We start from the raw sequence: 18,360 nt of genomic DNA on the forward strand, positions 1-18,360 counted from the left end.
TCACCGATGAAATATGTTCACACACGCCAGCCGCTTAGTCAGAAACAGGCGGATAAAGCCGAAAAACCTTTTTTTAATGGCAGCCGGGAGAAAAGCAATCAGGATAGTGATGCCTTTTTCCAGGCGAGAAAAATTGACGGTAACCAGGACAGTGCCCTTGAACAGGAGGCCGATGCCGTAGCACATAAAGTAACTACGGCACAACAGGCAACTGCTAATTCATCGCAGCGGATGGGGCAAATGAGTGTTCAGAAAAAAGGGGCCGACGAAGAGAAAGATGCGAAAGCCGGCCAAAAGAAAGAACAAAAGGACGAGAAGGAAGGTAAGCCGCAGAAAAAAGACGAAAAGAAAGAAGAAGAAAAGCCAACCCAAAAGAAAGAGGAGGATAAGAAAGACAAGGAACCGCAGAAAAAGGAAGAGGATAAAAAGGATAAGGAAGGCATTCAGAAAAAAGAGGAAGAGAAGAAGGATAAAGAACCACAGAAGAAGGAAGAAGATAAGAAAGACAAGGAGCCACAGAAAAAAGGCGAAGAAGATAAAAAGGATGAAGGTAAGCCGCAGAAAAAAGAAAAAGGCGAAGAGAAAGATGATAAAGCTGCGGCACAAAAAAAGGAAGAAAAGGGTGGCAGCGTAGAGAAAACAGAAGGTAAGCCCGAAGCTCCCGAAGCAAAGTTCGACAGGTTACTGAACGAAAGTAAAGGTGGCGGCAGCCCTCTGCCGGCAAAAGTGCGTGCGCAGTTGGAACACCAGATGAACGCTAATTTTGAGCAGGTAAAGATCCACACCGGGCAGCAGGCTGTTGAGCTTTGCAACCTTTCAAAGGCACAGGCGTTTACACATGGTAACGATATTTATTTTAATGCCGCCAAGTTTGACCCCGAAAGCACCGCCGGTATGAACCTGCTGGCGCACGAGTTAACACATGTTGTACAGCAAAACGGTCCGCGTAAATAAAATGGATACTAATATTAAGCAATTAAAAGCGCTGATGCAGTATACAGCCGGTTGTGTTGAGGCCAGGCTGCAAACTGTATTTGGAAATGGCACAACTTATTTGCCTCCGCTGCTGCCCCAGTTGGAGCGAAATGGCAGCGTACTCGAGAAATTAATTGATGATCATGGCCTGAGCAGTAATGAGATCATTATATTGATGATGGCCCTGGCGCCGCATTTGCAGGTTGAGTTTTTTGATGAGATCATTCAGCCATACATGCGTGAATCGGGCGACTTTCAGCAGATTGGTGGCGTTAGGAGCCGCAATGGGCGCAGCTTTTTACCAACTGGCCAAACAGCAGTTTTTGTTTTGGCGGGCGATGATCTTGAAAAACGGCTGGAGATCGCAGATCTTTTCCATCATCATAGCAATTTGGCGAAACAGCATATTTTACATCTGGAGGATGTGCCCGAAGGAGAACCTGCTTTGTCCGGAAGACTGATATTGCAGTCTGAGTATGTTGAACTTTTGATCAGCGGTACCGAATCTATCCCTAAACTGAGCATGAACTTCCCTGCCCAGCACCTCGAAACTACGTATAACTGGGATGACCTGGTACTTAACGATACTACAAGAAAACAAATTGCCGAATTGGAAAACTGGGTAAACTATCAGCAAGTACTCATGACCGACTGGGGCATGGAGCGAAAACTGAAGCCCGGCTATCGCGCCTTATTCCATGGCCCGCCGGGAACCGGTAAAACGCTTACTGCATCACTACTTGGTAAGTACACCGGCAAACCGGTTTTCAGGATCGATCTGTCAATGATCGTATCCAAGTTCATCGGCGAAACGGAAAAAAATCTCTCCAAACTATTTGAAAAGGCCGATAATAAAAACTGGATCCTGTTTTTTGATGAGGCAGATGCACTTTTTGGTAAGCGTACTAATGTAAAAGATGCGCATGATAAATATGCCAACCAGGAAGCATCATACCTGCTGCAGCGTGTGGAGCAACACAACGGCCTGGTAATACTCGCTACCAATTTTAAAAATAACATTGATGAGGCCTTTATGCGCCGGTTTCAATCAGTTATAAATTTCCCGCTGCCTAATGCCGATGAACGGTATACCATCTGGCAAAAATCATTCCCACCAAAAGCTAACCTTAACGGGCATATTAACCTCGAACAAATCTCGCGTAAATATGAACTTAGCGGCTCTGGTATACTCAATGTTGTACAATTTGCCTGTTTACAGATGCTGGCCCGTAAGGAAAGCCGCATTTCATCCGAACTGATACTGGAAGGAATAGAAAGAGAATACACCAAGGAGAACCGCGTTTGGTAGCAGCCGTCCGGCACATGAAGCTCTCATTGTAAATATCGGCTATCTGTAATTTGTACAACTGAATCCATGATCCGTGCATTGATTGGTTCGATCGGGTTAAGCATTTTTATGTTGGCCTGGATCCTATTTAAACTTCAGCGATAAAGGAAATTTAGCTTCGTACTTATTCGTGCGGTTTGCATAAAATTGAATAAATTTAGCAAGTCATCGCCTATCGCAATTCCGTGACTTTCACAGGAGATGATTTTGTTATGGTTTTGTTTGTAATTATCTCTGGGGCAATAAAATACTAAGTGTATGTTTAAATATATAGCGACATGTTTTATTGTTTTAATTTTTGCCTTAAGCGCGTCAGGGCAAAAAAAGATGGACATTGCTACCATTAAGCTAAACCTCGATAATCAAAAAAACAAAGCCGACACCAATACCATAAAGCTGCAAATACAATTAGGCAACTACTATCTCAACAAACAGGGCGATCACAAAGACGTGCTGGATAGCGGAATCACCGCCTTCAATAAAGCCATACAAATGAGTGTGACTATCCATTCGGCAAAATGGCTTAATGAAGCTATGATGCTTAAGGGGGCAGCATACCTCAAGCAAGATAACCTGAAGCAGGGCAAAGCGGTTTTTATGGAAGTGGTTGATTATTACCGTAAAATGGCTGATAAATACCAGGAAGGTAAAACTTTGGCCCGTTTAAGCGATAATATATCTATAGACAATGCTGCTGCCATTCCTGATAAAATAAATAGTTATGAGCAGGCGAGGGCTTTATTTCAGCAAACAGGCCATAAACTGGATGAGGCTGACATGAACAAGAACATAGCCGACATCCATCTTAATCAAAAAAAACTTGACCTGGCCGAAACGGAACTGCTGCAGGTGCTGGCACAATACAAAGCAATAGGATATAAAAAGCTTCACTATACTTACCATTCCCTTGCCGAGTTAAGCAAACAAAAGGTTGATCTTCATAAAGAGCTTTTATATCGTCATGAGGTAATAAAAAGCATGACCGCTACGGCCGATACCGCCCTCGCCGATTTTTACTACGCCAAACTTGCATTGGTGTATGCCGACCTTAATAAATATGATCAAAGCCTTGTTTACATCCTTAAATCGGCCGAGATATTAAAGCGAAGAAAGCAGTACGAAGATTTTTACGGGTACCTGAGCCTCATTATTTATGATTTCATAACAGCTAAAAGGCCTAAAGAGGCCCTGGCCTATTTAAAACAGGCCGTAATTGACGTACCGCCAAAGATCCTTGCACAACAGGTAGATATGTATGAAGCGTTTGGCAATATCTACGTTGCCCTGAAGGATTACCCTAAAGCCGAGCAATATTATCTGAAAATGATGGAGGTATATAAAGTAACAAACTTTAGTAAAGACTTTTATACCACCAACGAGCAAATGGTTACCGATTTTGTGCATTACAACGAAACCATGGCCGGTTTTTATCTGCTAACCCGGCAATTTAAAAAAGCAGGGATCTATACCCAGCAGATCTTATCGTTACCATCAAATAAAATAAGGCCTATTACGCTTACCAAGATCCATCGCATGCAGTTTAGGGTTGATTCGGCGTCGGGTAACTATATAACTGCGATAAAACATTTCGAGATCCATAAGCGCCTTGACGACTCGCTGTTTAACGCCATTAAGAACAAGCAGATTGAAGAGCTTGAGATCAGTTATAAAACCAAGGAGAACAAACAGTCGATAAGGTTTTTGCAGGAGCAGAGCAAGAGCCAAAAAAATGAGATCCAAAAGGCAAACATGCAGCGCAATATAACCTTTGCCGGGATAGCCATGCTCATTATCATAGCTGGGCTGGCATTTAATGGTTACCGGCATAAGCAAAGGAGCAATCAGCAATTGCAGTTAAAACAAATGGAGATCAATAACCAGAATCTATCCCTGCAAAAATTACTTAACGAAAAGGATAACCTGCTTGACGAAAAGGACTGGTTATTAAAGGAGGTGCACCACAGGGTAAAAAACAACCTGCAAATTGTAATGAGCCTGCTTAATACGCAATCGGCATTTTTAAAAAATAATGCTGCGCTTGCCGCCATTCGCGAAAGTCAGAACCGGGTGCAGGCCATAGCACTTATTCATCAAAAGCTGTACAGTAATTCGGATGTATCATACATCGATATGTCGGTTTATATTAATGAACTGATCAGCTACCTGGCCGATTGTTATAATCCCGGCGACAGGGGGATCCGTTTTGAACAGATCGTACAACCTGTAAAACTTGATGTTGCCCAGGCAGTGCCGGTGGGCCTTATATTGAATGAAGCTATTACGAATGCTATTAAATACGCTTTCCCGATGCAACGGGGCGAAATTAAAATAGCCCTGCAATTGGCCGAAGAAACCATTATACTCACTATAGCAGATAACGGGATAGGCCTGCCTCTTGATTTTGATATCCAAAAAGCAAGCTCGCTGGGAATGGAAATGATGAAAGCCCTAAGTAAGCAACTGGGAGGCTATTTTAAAATGGAAAATTGCGGTGGCGCTGTGATCACGGTCGAATTTAGGGCCGAGAAGCAATTAAATAATATTGAACAAAAAACTTTTGCAGCTAATTAATTATATGAACAAAAAGATATTAATAGTTGAGGACGAATCGCTGGTAGCGTACGACCTGAAATTAATATTAACCCGTGCCGGTTATAAAGTTTGCGGCATTGCCGATTCGGTACCGGAAGCATTGGAGATCATTGAAGAGCAAAAACCGGAAATGGTACTGCTTGATATATTTTTAAAGGGAAACCAAACCGGTATTGATCTGGCCAGGATCCTTACTTCAAAAAATATTGCATTTGTATACCTGTCGGCCAATTTTCAGGAAAGCATTTTAGAACGGGCTAAGGCTACACAGCCTTATGGTTTTTTGGTAAAGCCATTTCGTGAAAAGGAGCTTTTGATAACCCTTGATGTTGCTTTTTACCGGCATCAAAACAGTATCGAATCCAAATTGCGCCAGGAGCAGGCATTGGAACAGGTATTTAAAAATATTGTTGCCGAACCTATAAACTGGAAACAGAAATTGTTGAAAATAGCAATGAGTATCCAGCCGCATGTGCCGTTTGATTATTTAACTGTTACCATGAAAAATGGTGCGGGTTTTCCCGACAATGCCATTTCATTTTTGCGTACAGGATTTGATGAATACCAGGTTATAGGCCCGGATGAATTTGTAAACATCACAAAAACTAATAAAAAACAGCTGAACCAGATGCAGGATGACAGTCCGCGGATAACCAAGGCTGATTTTTATAATGCGGCCAATTTTGTTAAGATCTGGCCGCAGTTTCCTGTTAAAAAGCTTATTGCCCAGGTTTTTAATATACAATCATTTTTGGGGGTACCTTTGCTGTCCTCAAATGGCGATATTATTAATTTTTCGTTTTACAGCCGTAAAACAGATTGTTATACCAATGATCACCTGATTTTGTTAGACCGCCTGCACAGGTCGTTATTGAGAACGATTGAAGAGGTTATCCCATTTGATGCTCCCGAGCCCACAGCAGCCAGAGTTGATAAATTAGCCCCAAATGAATTAAGCGAAAAAAATAAAGCTGCAGGCTTTAAAGATATCATAGGCAAAAGCCATCAGATGCTTACCGTACTTGACCATATTGGCATCGTAGCTCCGCTTGATACTTCTGTATTAGTGCTGGGCGAAAGTGGAACAGGGAAAGAACGGATAGCCAAAAGCATCCATTACCTGTCGCCTCGTAAAAATAAGCCATTGGTGGTAGTGAATTGTGCCTCTATGCCGGCTACCCTGATCGAGTCGGAGTTGTTTGGCCATGAAAAAGGAGCTTTTACAGGAGCTGTTGAAAAACGTACGGGCAAATTTGAGCTGGCCGATGGCGGCACCATCTTCCTGGATGAGATAGGCGAAATGCCCGCCGAGCTGCAGGTGAAACTGTTACGCGTATTACAGGAGCAGGAAATTGAACGAATAGGGGGTAAAGGCCCGGTTAAAATCAATGTACGCATAGTTGCGGCTACTAACAGGAATCTCGAGAAGGAAGTTGAAGAAGGCCGTTTCAGGCTCGATTTATATTACAGGCTATTTGTTTTTCCGATCACAATTCCTCCATTAAGGGAACGTAAAGATGATATTCCTGTATTGGCCAATTATTTTTTAGGAAGATATGCGCAAAAAACTGGTAAAACAATAACAGGTATATCGCCCGGTGTAATGAACCAATTGCTTGATTATCATTGGCCCGGTAACGTGCGCGAGCTTGAGCATTTTATTGAACGCAGCATCCTGTTAACTGATGGGCCGGTGATAAAAGATGCATATCTGCCCAAATTGCAGGGTAAAAAAGAAAGCCCTGCATTTGCTGAAATAGCAACCGACAGACTGAAAACCATTGATGAGCATGCCCGCGACCATATTTTAGAAGTACTGAAACGTTGTAATGGCAAAATAAGCGGCAAGGATGGGGCCGCATCTAAATTAGGATTGCCGCCGTCAACCCTGCACTCAAAAATGCAAAAGTTGGGGATCAAGAAGTGGGAGTAGGGTTGCTGTATTTTATGGTAACTTGCTGGTTTAGAGTGTGTTTTTTGTTGGAATGTGCTTGAGGTAAGCGCCCTTTAGTGACGGCTTTTGGGGGTTAACACTGTTTTTTGTTTAATTTGCTGGTTATCAGCGGTATGTGTGTGAATAAGACGATTTTCTGTTAACCCTGTTAACCCCCCGGTGCAGGCCTAAGTTAGCGGCATTTTATTGTGCCGGAGGTAACAATTTCTTAATAATATAGGCTTGGTCTCAATACTTTATCATTTTGATAATTTATATCTCCCAAAATGATATGGGGTAGTTGCGGGTAATGCCTGCTTTAATGCAGTGTGTGTATTTTGAGGCGTTTTATAGCCTTTTGGCATACGTTTGGTTTACTACCGGCTTTTAAATAAAGTTAAAAGCCATGGCAACATTTTATATCATACTTAAAATAACCGCTTTAATAGCAGTCATTATTGTTTCTATCACCGGCCCCAAAAAGAAAAAAGCATTAACCAAAAAGGAGATGAGCAAGCTTGCTGTAAACGCCGACGGCTATCTGGAGCATTTCGAAAACAGCCCTGAATACCATCAGCCGGTTCAATAATTATCAAAATAACTTGTTTTGAAAATAGAAGCCTTTCATTTTGATAGGCTTTTTTTATGCTGCAACCATTTGCCAAAAACTAAAATCTTCATTTACACAGCCTAAACCTATAAATGGTATATACGTGCCACAACGGGCATTCTTTTGGCATTGGGGTATGTACAGTTATTCAACAAATCCGTGCTGATAGCTGAAATAAACATATAAAATGGAAGATGAACGAATTATTGTGAGGCCGGCTATCCCGACCGATGTGGTGTTCGCCGATCAGATTATCAAAGAGATGGAGAGTTCGGCCATAACAAGGGGCTCAGGTATTTCCAAAAGATCGGCTGCCTCAGTAATAGAAAAGATTGACAGCGGAAAGGCTATAGTTGCAGTGACCGAAAATGGCGAATGGGTAGGTTTCTCCTATATCGAAACCTGGGATGACGGAAAATTTGTATCAAACAGCGGTCTTATTGTTTCGCCGCAGCACCGTAACCAAGGTGTAGCCTCCGAAATTAAGAACCGCATTTTTAACCTTTCGCGCAGTAAATACCCAACAGCAAAAATATTCAGTATCACATCCGGTTTGGCCGTTATGAAAATGAATACCCGTCTTGGTTTTGAGCCCGTAACCTATGCCGAAGTAGCACGTGAGCCACGTTTTTGGGATGCCTGCAAAAGTTGTGTAAACTATGATGTGCTGCAAAGTAAAAATCGCTGCAATTGCTTGTGTACTGCCATGTTATTCGATCCTCAACTAAATTAATTAGCTATGATAAAAACATTGAATGAGCTGCCCGCCACCTCCCTGGTGGGACATACACTGCCTTTAAATCCGCATTTCTTCAGCGAGTCTGTTGTGCTGCTGCAGCATATGATCAAAACCTCATCGCTCAGCGGCGATGAAAGTGCGGTTGCTGATATCATACAGCAACATCTGCTTGGTTATTCGGTAAAGGTGAAACGGCAGGGGAACAATATCTGGTGCTTTAATAAATACTACGATGAAACTAAACCGACAATACTGCTTAACTCTCATCTGGATACGGTTGTGCCAAACGAGGGGTACACAAAAGATCCGTTTTGCCCGGAAATAACAGATGGAAAACTTTATGGACTTGGAAGCAATGACGCAGGTGGTTGTGTGGTATCGTTAATAGCCGCTTTCCTGCATCTTTACAGCTACCACGGTTTAGGTTTTAACCTTTGTCTCGCCATTACTGCCGAAGAAGAGAACTCTGGCGAAAATGGTATCAAATCAATCCTTCCGTTGTTAGGTAACTGCGAACTGGCCATAGTTGGTGAACCTACTTTATTACAAATGGCCATTGCCGAAAAAGGCAACCTGGTTATTGATTGTATTAGTAACGGTCGCCCTGGTCATGCTGCGCGTGAGGAGGGTGATAACGCCATTCATAAATGCCTGCGTGATTTGGAATGGTTTAGCCTGTATCAGTTTCCACAACAGTTAAAAGGGATTTCACCGGTAAAAATGACGGTAACCACTATCAAAGCGGGTTCGCAACATAACATTGTGCCCGGCCGCTGCGAGTTTACTGTTGATATCAGGCATGATGATACCTTTTCACAACATGAGATTGTTGATATTATTAAACGTAATGTATCCTGCCAGGTAAACCCGCGCCCGGGTTCGCTGGGGGCTTCATCGGTATCTCCTGAGCATCCTATTGTTAAAACGGGAATTGCCGTTGGTTGCAAAACTTATATCTCGCCCACCACATCTGATCAGGCCTGGTTATCTATTCCTTCGGTAAAGATTGGTCCCGGCGATTCGGCACGTTCGCATTCGGCCGACGAATTTATCTACCTCGAAGAGATCAAGAAGGGGATCAGTTTATACGTACGGTTGCTGGAAACGCTACCGCTGATGCTCATCAATAATCCAAACAAATACAAAAATGAAATCAAGCATATTAATAATTGATGACGAGGTAAAGCTCAGCGAACTGATGGCCCGCATTCTGGTATTGGAAGGCTATCATGTGATTCAGGCTGCCAATGCAAAAGCAGGTTTGCGCCTCATTGAGCGCGAGGATATAAGGGTAGTATTAAGTGACGTAAAGCTGCCCGACGCCAACGGTGTTGAGCTGGTACAACGCATCAAACAAATAAAACCCTACATCGAAATCATTAACCTAACGGCTTTTGGTACTATCAGCGATGGGGTGTTGGCTATCAAGAACGGGGCTTTTGATTATTTAACCAAGGGAGATGATAACGACAAGATCATTCCGCTGGTAAGTAAAGCGCTTGATAAGGCCAACCTGCAATATCACATTAACGAGCTGCAAAATGAGGTTGAAACTCAACATGGTTTCCCGATAGTGCTTGGCCAATCACCGGCGATACTGGAAGCGGTTGAACTGGCAAAAAAAGTAGCCCGCACCGATGCCACCGTTTTGCTTTTGGGAGAAACAGGTACAGGTAAGGAGGTATTTGCTGAAGCCATCCATTATGAAAGTTTGCGCAAAGACAAGCCTTTTGTTGCTGTTAACTGCAGCGCTTTTAGCAAGGAGCTTTTAGAGAGCGAATTATTCGGTTATAAAGCTGGTGCATTTACCGGCGCGCTGAAGGACAAGAAAGGCTTATTTGAAGAAGCCAACGGGGGTACCATATTTTTAGATGAGCTTGGCGAAATGAGCCATGACCTGCAGGCTAAACTATTGCGGGTATTGGAAAACGGAACTTTTATTAAAATAGGAGAAACGAGGACCGTAAAGGTAAATGTACGTCTCATTGCAGCTACCAACCGCGACTTACAAAAAGAATCGGAAGAAGGCCATTTCAGGCTCGACTTGTTTTATCGCCTTTCAGGATTTTCAATTGTGCTGCCTCCGCTAAGGGACAGGATGGGGGATATCGAAGTGTTGGCAAGGCATTTTATTAAATTGTATTCGGCCAAAGTGAAGAAAAAGCAGCCCGACGTGGATGAAAACTTTTTTAAGCTACTTAACCAGCATAAATGGAACGGTAACATCCGCGAGCTTAAAAATGTAATTGAGCGGGTGATTATCCTGATGGATGAGCCGATGCTGACCCCAAAACTGTTGCCGAATGAATTTCATAACGGCGGATATTATGACCTGGTAGCACTTGACCTGGACAGTGTTGAACGCCACCACATCCGCAGGATACTGAAGTATGTTAAAGGGAATAAATCAGAGGCTGCAAGAGTTCTTGGAATTGGCTTAGCTACCCTGTACCGCAAAATTGAAGAGTACCATATTATTATGAACTGATAAAAATGAGCAATCAAAATTAACTTTTTCAGGCGCAAGTCTTGTGTAGTGGCCATGAGGGCGGTTGACTTGTGACTTTAGGAAGGCACAAGTCAGCCCTACAACATCCACCACACAAGACTTGCGCCAGAAAAAGGAGTCGCTTGCATAGTTTAGCATAAAGTCCACAAGCGAGGACGCTTGCGGTAGCGATGAGAGGTCATGGATTTTCAAACTCAGCATGAGAAAACCACCATCTCAAAATGAAAAGGATCATTCAGATATCAGCCATCAAAAAATAAAACAAAAACTAATAAACGGCTGATAATCAAAACGACAAAAAATATTGCAGCTGCTTTGGTATGGCAATTGGCAGGCGTGCCATAATTAACGCAGGCAGGAGCATTTAAAACTAAACACCGCAACACGCTCCGGCCGCGAACAAATAATCTCATACAAAAAATGAAAAAACTTCTCTTATTTATTGCTTTGGGCCTTACACTTCTTTTAGCCTATGCCCAGGCAAACGCTGCATCTTTATCTGACAGTACCATTGTAAAAGACACCGTGAAAACGAAACCCGAACCATTTGCTTTTGGCGATTTTACCTGGCTTAACGGCAACGACCGCCGTCATAAAGCTTTGCTTGATACCAAATATTTCACCGGTCGTTTCCTGCTTGATTTTAATTATACCGCATCAAACAATAACCCGATAGACCATACAGTAGTTGGTTCAACCGCTTTAGCCCGTGATCATGAGTTTGAAATTTCAACTGTTGCCTTAGGTGGCGATTTCCATTACGATAACGTTCGCGCCAGCGTACTTACCCAATTCGGTACGCGGTCGACAGTTGTACCCCGCAATGACTTTAGTGTTACCCGCGGGCAGTTTGACCTCTCAACAGCTTACCGCTATCTGAGCGAGGCCAACGCCGGTTATCACTTCAATGTATTGAACGGTATTAACGTTGATGCGGGTATATTCATGTCGTACGTAGGCTTGTTCTCGTACTATAATGCCGAGAACTGGGCTTACCAGCCATCGTTCACAAGTGATAATACGCCATGGTTTTTTAATGGTATCCGCGTTCAGATCTTCGTATCAGATAAACTGAAAATTGAGCCTTGGTTGATCAACGGCTGGCAATCATATGGTATGTTTAACAGCAGGCCGGGTATTGGTGGGCAAATCCTTTGGCGCCCAAAAGAGTGGCTGCAATTGCTAACCAACAACTACTACGGCGCCGACACCCAGGACAAGCCAGGCCGTAAACGTTTCCATACTGATAACAGCGTAGAGATGCGCTATTACAAAAACAAAAACACTTTTGTAAACAGCATGGCATTCTCGCTAACCGGCGACCTTGGCTTTGAAAAAGGCGATGGCGTTAACGGCTTTAAATCAGACCCTGTTAAAGGCCCTGCCCAATATTTTGCCAGCGCTATGTTTTACAATCGTATGGTGATGGCTAACGGTCACTTAGGCTGGACTATAGGTGGTGGCGTAATGAATAACCCGGGCCGTTACCTGGTACTTTATCCAACAGGTGATGCAAACCCAATTCCGGCGGTAGGTACCGGGGCAATCGGCACACATCCATTCTCGGCTAATCCTGGCGATAAGTTTCATGCTTATGACTATTCAACCACTGTCGACCTGATGCCTAACGATTACCTGACTTTCAGAATGGAGGTAGTTCACCGCCACGCCGATGTGCCTTATTTTGCCGGTCATGGTGGCGTTACCTCGCCCGATGGTTATAATACTACACCGCTCGGCGGTACCAATTTTACGCCCGATCTGGTGAATTCTGAAACAAGATTTATAGCTGCCTTACTGGTGCGTTTTTAAGCGCAGAGAGGCGTACAGTATAAACATACTTTAAAACCGCGATAACTTATCCCGTTTGGATTGTAAGGGTAGGTTTAGTAAAGGTTGGAGGCCGGGTTTTGCCGCCCGGCTTTTTTATGCCCTTAATTTCAAGATTAAATAGTAAACAAAATGAAAACTTCAATTAAAATGATCATCATCATGATGGTGATCGGTATACAGGCAAACCGCCTGATGGCACAAAACGAAAATGTAAAAGCGGGAATTTATCTTACAGCTCAGGATTATAAAACCGGTAAGCTGAGCTACGTACCCGAAGCGGGTAAAAAACTAAAGCTCCATGAATTTTTAGGAGGAAACCATATCAGCGTTACTTCCGGAAGTAAAAAGATCAGTTTGTTAAAGGGCAATGTTTTTGGCTACCGCGATGGAGGTAAAGATTACAGGTTTTATCAAAATGAAGCATATCAGATAATTGATACAGCCGGTTTTCCGCTTTATGCACATGTACAATTGATACCGCAAGGAAAAGGTTATTCCCGAGCCGAAACTTACTTCTACAGCACTGGTACTGCAACACCTGTTTTAAACTTAACTGTAGTAAATGTGTACAGGAGTTTCCCGGAGCAGAATGACTTCAGGTACAGCATCCGCAATTATTTTCATGGCGATGCCGATCTGATGGCTTATGATAGTATTGCCAGGGAGTACCAGATCAAATACCTGTATTTTGAGCATCAGCATGCAAAAGGCACCCAACACGCATCCTTATAAATAAATTAACTATTGATTTTCCAAACCAAACAGTAATCCCGGCGCGAGGCCGGGATTGTTTACTTTTCTAAAGCTTGCTTAATATCTGCTATTAAATAATGAGGATCTTCCAGGCCAATGTACATCCTGATCAATTGGTGATGGCCGTTATCGGTCGAGTATTCAGCCTCACTAAATGAAGCAATGGCCGGAACAGCAAGACTTTCGTGCCCTCCCCATGAAACAGCAAGGAGGATATGTTGCAGGCTGTTGCAAAATTTTTCAATCTTACTAAATGAACTGTTTTTTAAGATAAGGCTAAACAGTCCCCCGCAGCCCTGCATTTGCTGGCTAACTAAATCAGCCTGGTTAAATTGCGGGCTAAAAGGCCAGATCACCTCCTGCACCGCCGGATGGGTGGCAAGCCATTCTGTAATGATCCGGGTACTTTCAAAACTGCGTTGCAGTCGAAGTGGGAGCGTTCTTAATCCGCGCAGCAGCAGCCATGCCGAGTTTGGTGACAGTGCCGGTCCGGTATTCATAAATTCATGTTCAAAGATCTTTTTTAACAGGGCTTTACTGCCCGTAAGCACACCTGCCACAACATCTGAGTGACCGCCGATGTATTTGGTAGCCGATTGCGCCACCAGGTCAACCCCCATTGATATGGGTTGCTGATAAAGGGGACTACAGTAGCTGTTATCGATCATGGTTGTGATTCCCTTTGATTTGGCAAAGCCGGTCACTTTTCTGATGTCCTGCAATGCATAGCAAAATGTGTTAGGGCTTTCGAGGTAAATTAAGCGGGTTTGGGGTGTTGCCGCCTGTTCAAAATTTTCAAAAACTGTTCCATCAATAAACGTTGTGGTGATACCCAATTTGGGTAGAAAATCTTTAAATAACTTAATTGTCCAGCTGTACAGATTATCAACAGCGATAATATGATCGCCGGTTTTTAAGAGTGATAAAATGGGGACACTTATAGCACTGATACCGCTACTGAATAAAAGGGCATCTTCGGCCCCATCTAAAGCGGCGAGTTTTTTTCTGAGTATATTGAGTGTGGGGTTTTGCCCCCTTGAGTACAGGTTGCTTTCAAATTCATCACTCATGGCCTCCCTTAACCCGGCAACATCTTTAAAACAGAAATTGCTTGATTGCATAATGGGCGGTGAAACGGCGTTAAAGTAGTTTTCTCTCTCCTCCCCAAGTTCATTTAAAATAAATGACAAATCCATAGTTTAAAGTGTAGTAATAGGTTTTTGGCTTCGTTTTGTGATATAGTAAATAACAAGGCCTGCAATAAATGCGCTGATGCATATTAAAGCTGCCTGCGGATTTTCGATAAAAATGCTGATAGTGACAAACCAATACGTGGTAATAAATATGACAGGGATAAGCGGGTACCACTTCATAATGTATATGCCGGTATTGTTAAGCTGTTTGGTTTTGCGCCGTAAAATGAAGATTGTGATAGCAGCAGTTGAAAGGCCAACAGTATCAAAAAACATCACATAACTTAATATTGTTTGAAACGAATTAGCGAAAAACAAGATAACGAGCACTGCGCCAACAAAAAAAGTAAGACCGAATTCCTGTACCTGGGTTTGGCTGTTTACGCGTTTAAAGCGGGCAGGTAGTATGCCGTCTTCGGCCATAGCATAATAAACACGGGGATTGGCCATGATATTAACGTTTACAAAGGCCAATACGGAGACAAACATGAGCAACGATACAATTTTATAACCTGCTGCACCAAATAAAACCCCGGCAAGTGTCGCTGCGAGCGTGGTTTTGTGCTGAAGCCCGCTGATACCTAAAACCGAATAATAGGCAAAGTTGATAAGCATGTATAATGATATCACTGTTGCTATTCCAAAAAATATAGCCTTGGGGATATTGATTTTCGGGTTTATAATATCGCCTCCAAAATTTATAGTTTGCTGATAACCGCCATAGGTAAAAAATACGGCCACCAAACTTAATCCGAACGCACTTATGTTATTATTATTATTATGATAAGCAATAACTTCCTTGGTGGTAGCTATATTGCCTTTGAACACCGCGGCGCATAAAATGAGGATCATGCCTATTTTAAAAAGTGTAAGTACGTTTTGGGTGCGTGCACTCATTTTAATACCCAGGTAATTGATAATATATAGAATAAGTACTGAGGTTATGGTCATGATCTTGATGCCTGTATCGTTTTGCAAACTTTGGGGCATAATAACCGGATTAATATATTCCGCACCTATAAGCGCTACGGCAGCCACCGAGGCTGCGTTGCTTATCACCAGCACCCAATTAATCATAAAAGCAAAAGCAGGATGGAAGCAATATGAAAATACTTTGTAGAAACCACCGGTGGTAGGGTAGCGGGCGCCAATTTCGGCAAAGGTGAGCGCACCGCACAGGCTTACTGCCCCCCCAAGCAGCCAGGCGCCGAAATATAAAAGAGGTGTACTTGAGTTTTTGGCCACTTCGGCAGGGGCTGCAAAAATGCCCATGCCTATCACAAGGCTCACAACGATCATTGAAAGATCAAAACGGTTAAGTTTTGGCGTTATGCTCATGTAGTTTTAAAATGTCAATTAACCAGGGAAAACACAAAATCTAAATTTAGCATTAATTCGTTATCATTTGATAACATGAAGGCTTTTATTGAATGCGTCCTTGGTCTCACCGTAAATTATCCCCGTTTTGAGCGTTTTGTGACAAATTGTTGCGAAAAAGGTCGAAAATGGAAGTCATGCACTATATTTACCATTTCGGTTCGAAATCTTTTGATCGTGTGGACAAAATATTGGCAGTTAGTAGGATAAATTTGCCATTTTTGACCAAAAAAGAGACAGAAATCCGGGTTTTGATAGAAATTTCCCTATTTTGACTGATTATTGATTGAGCATAAAATTGACAGAATTTTTAAAACGGCGGGCGTACTAAACCTTAACCTGAATTTGAGAAACAATGATGAAAAAAAAGATATCCATTAAGGATATAGCCAAACTTACCGATACCTCAATAACCACTGTTTCATTTGTTTTAAATGGTAAAGGCCGTATTAGCAAAGAAATAAGCAAAAAAATATTAGATGTAGCACAGAAGAACGGCTATGAGCCCAATCGTATGGCTGTGGGGTTGCGTACAGGTGTTTCAAAAGTTATCGGGCTTGTGGTTGAGAGTATTGGCGGGCCTTTTTTTGGAGAGATGGCCAAAGTGATAGAAGAGGAGGCCGAAAAAAGCGGCTACCGTATTATATATTGCAGCACCAACAATAACCTGCAAAAAGGTAGGGATATGATCAGGATGCTAAGCCAGCAATTGGTTGATGGTTATATCATCACCCCAATGAAAGGCCTGGAAAAGGATATCCAGAACCTGGTTGATAATGAAAAGCCGGTGGTGTTGATTGACGGATATTTCCCCGGAACAAGTATTCCCCATGTACTGGTTGATAATTTTGCAAGCGCCTATAATGTGGTGGATTGCTTTGTACGTTCGGGCTATAAAAATATCGGGATGGTAACGGCAGATTTGGGCCTGATTCAGCTTAATGATCGGAGCCTCGGCTACAAGGCGGCGTTAAAGGATCATAAACTGAAAGACACCAGTAAGCAGGTTTTAAAGATCCCGTTTGACATGGATAAAAATGAAGGGGTAGAGGCCATTAAAGCATTTATTGAAAAGCAAAAGCAGATGGATGCCGTTTTCTTTACTACCAATTATTTGGGCACCATGGGCTTGCAAGCCATTAAAGACCTTAAGCTCCGAATCCCCGAAGACCTTGCCGTAATTAGCTTTGATGATAATGAGGTGTTTAGTCTGTATCCGCCGGGTATTACCACTATCCAGCAGCCAACTTATGACATTGCAAAATCAGCGATTGATATTTTGATGGCGCAGATCAATACCCATAGACTTGATGCTTCCAAAATCGATCTCCAGATTCCCTCTAAACTGATTGAGCGGGGATCAACGGTATCCAGGACTTCAGCGTAAAACTGAGTTTAGTATTGGTAAACAAAAAATGTTAAAACAGGTTGGTAAAACGTTTTATTTATTTACATTTGAATAATGTACTGTCCAAATCGGGTGGTAATGCAACAGGAGAGTGGGATCTCCAGTTATTCAAATGCTTCATAGTTCTTTTTTACTAATATTGTTTAATTAATAAAAGCGCCTGTTGTTTGAAGAGCAACAGGCGCTTATTTTGAATAAGCAAAGCAGAAACTATTAATAATATTACATAAGATTGTGTTTTAATGATAAAACGTTTTATCTATATTTGAACGGTTTTACCACTATCACAATCGCAAAAACCAAAACTATTCATGAAAAAAATATTTATTTTCTCACTCCTCTTAATTTCGGGTTCACTCGCCAACTTTAAAGTTAATGCACAGGAAGTTTTTAAGCAAAAGGGTTACGAGGTAACTTTTATCAATAAAGATGCAGCATTCAGCACCGGTTTGAAAGACAGGCTGATTAAAACATTTTTTGAAGTATACCCTAAACTGGCAAAGGAGTACAACAAAAAAACATCTAAAAAAGTGACCTTTGTTATTGATACTGCCTATGATGGCGTAGCGGCTACCGGTAATGATACCGTAGTATTTAGTGCAAAATATATGACCAAGCATCCCGGTGATATTGATGTGGTTACACACGAGGTAATGCACATTGTACAGGCCTATGGCAACAGCGATGGCCCGGGATGTCTTACCGAAGGGATTGCTGATTATGCACGCTTTAAATTTGGCGTTGATAACGCCGGAGCTAAATGGGCATTGCCGGCATTTAAGTCGACCCAAAACTATGATAATGCCTACCGTGTAACTGCGCGCTTTTTGGTTTGGGCAGAGAAAAATATAAAGCCTGATCTGGTGAAAATACTTGACAAGCAACTGCGTGAGCATACTTTTACCAACGATAGCTGGAAAAACCTTACCGGCAAAACAGTAGATGAATTGTGGGCTGCATATGCGGCTAACCCTACTGTTTAATTTATATATGTAACAAATACAGTTCAATCATATTGGGCGCTGTGTTTTATATAAATTAGCCAACTTATCACAAAAAAGAGCTAATGGCTGAAATAATAGTAAGGCCG

At 42.4% G+C, this 18,360-nt stretch carries 14 protein-coding genes; 12 read left to right on the forward strand and 2 right to left on the reverse strand.

All coding sequences use genetic code 11. From position 1 onward, the window contains the following. Positions 1-6 precede the first annotated feature (6 nt). The 10 genes from ACEN9X_RS21550 to ACEN9X_RS21595 all read left to right on the forward strand — a co-directional run bounded on the left by ACEN9X_RS21550 (position 7) and on the right by ACEN9X_RS21595 (position 13,271). Positions 7-954, forward strand: a complete 948-nt coding sequence (locus tag ACEN9X_RS21550; RefSeq protein WP_413667099.1) for a DUF4157 domain-containing protein — start codon at positions 7-9, stop codon at positions 952-954. Between the two features lies 1 nt (position 955). Then, positions 956-2,284, forward strand: coding sequence for an ATP-binding protein (locus tag ACEN9X_RS21555; RefSeq protein ID WP_413667100.1), 1,329 nt, complete (start codon positions 956-958; stop codon positions 2,282-2,284). 297 nt (positions 2,285-2,581) lie between these two features. Further along, on the forward strand, positions 2,582-4,894 hold the full coding sequence (locus tag ACEN9X_RS21560) for a histidine kinase dimerization/phosphoacceptor domain -containing protein (RefSeq protein WP_413667101.1): 2,313 nt from the start codon (positions 2,582-2,584) through the stop codon (positions 4,892-4,894). A 4-nt stretch (positions 4,895-4,898) separates the two neighbouring features. Then, entirely contained in the window at positions 4,899-6,848 is a 1,950-nt protein-coding gene (locus ACEN9X_RS21565) for a sigma 54-interacting transcriptional regulator (protein ID WP_413667102.1), read from the forward strand. Positions 6,849-7,254: 406 nt separating this feature from the next. After that, positions 7,255-7,437, forward strand: coding sequence for a hypothetical protein (locus ACEN9X_RS21570; protein ID WP_413667103.1), 183 nt, complete (start codon positions 7,255-7,257; stop codon positions 7,435-7,437). Between the two features lie 208 nt (positions 7,438-7,645). Then, entirely contained in the window at positions 7,646-8,191 is a 546-nt protein-coding gene (locus ACEN9X_RS21575; protein WP_413667104.1) for a GNAT family N-acetyltransferase, read from the forward strand. 6 nt (positions 8,192-8,197) lie between these two features. Then, positions 8,198-9,370, forward strand: coding sequence for a M20/M25/M40 family metallo-hydrolase (locus ACEN9X_RS21580; protein WP_413667105.1), 1,173 nt, complete (start codon positions 8,198-8,200; stop codon positions 9,368-9,370). Further along, positions 9,345-10,685: a sigma-54-dependent transcriptional regulator gene (locus tag ACEN9X_RS21585; RefSeq protein WP_413667106.1), complete on the forward strand. Its 1,341-nt coding sequence runs from the start codon at positions 9,345-9,347 to the stop codon at positions 10,683-10,685. Before ACEN9X_RS21580 ends, ACEN9X_RS21585 begins: the two co-directional genes overlap by 26 nt. A 441-nt stretch (positions 10,686-11,126) precedes the next feature. Continuing rightward, complete coding sequence (locus ACEN9X_RS21590; RefSeq protein ID WP_413667107.1) at positions 11,127-12,518, forward strand: outer membrane beta-barrel protein; 1,392 nt, start codon at positions 11,127-11,129, stop codon at positions 12,516-12,518. Between the two features lie 150 nt (positions 12,519-12,668). Further along, complete coding sequence (locus ACEN9X_RS21595; RefSeq protein WP_413667108.1) at positions 12,669-13,271, forward strand: hypothetical protein; 603 nt, start codon at positions 12,669-12,671, stop codon at positions 13,269-13,271. A gap of 59 nt (positions 13,272-13,330) precedes the next feature. Here ACEN9X_RS21595 and ACEN9X_RS21600 read toward each other — a convergent pair whose 3' ends face one another. Together ACEN9X_RS21600 and ACEN9X_RS21605 are read right to left on the reverse strand one after the other, a co-directional pair. Beyond that, entirely contained in the window at positions 13,331-14,488 is a 1,158-nt protein-coding gene (locus ACEN9X_RS21600; protein WP_413667109.1) for a trans-sulfuration enzyme family protein, read from the reverse strand. Between the two features lie 3 nt (positions 14,489-14,491). Beyond that, a complete protein-coding gene (locus ACEN9X_RS21605) occupies positions 14,492-15,823 on the reverse strand; it encodes an APC family permease (protein ID WP_413667110.1) in 1,332 nt (443 codons plus the stop codon). A gap of 397 nt (positions 15,824-16,220) precedes the next feature. Here ACEN9X_RS21605 and ACEN9X_RS21610 point away from each other — a divergent pair, with 397 nt between their 5' ends. Beyond that, positions 16,221-17,249 carry a LacI family DNA-binding transcriptional regulator gene (locus ACEN9X_RS21610; RefSeq protein ID WP_413667111.1) on the forward strand — a complete coding sequence of 343 codons (1,029 nt, stop codon included), beginning with the start codon at positions 16,221-16,223 and terminating at the stop codon, positions 17,247-17,249. A gap of 332 nt (positions 17,250-17,581) precedes the next feature. Beyond that, positions 17,582-18,253 (forward strand): basic secretory protein-like protein, encoded by a 672-nt coding sequence (locus tag ACEN9X_RS21615; protein WP_413667112.1) that lies wholly within the window; start codon positions 17,582-17,584, stop codon positions 18,251-18,253. Positions 18,254-18,360: the final 107 nt, after the last annotated feature.

Origin of the sequence: Mucilaginibacter sp. Mucisp86 (assembly GCF_047324315.1) — a bacterium.
Classification (GTDB): domain Bacteria; phylum Bacteroidota; class Bacteroidia; order Sphingobacteriales; family Sphingobacteriaceae; genus Mucilaginibacter.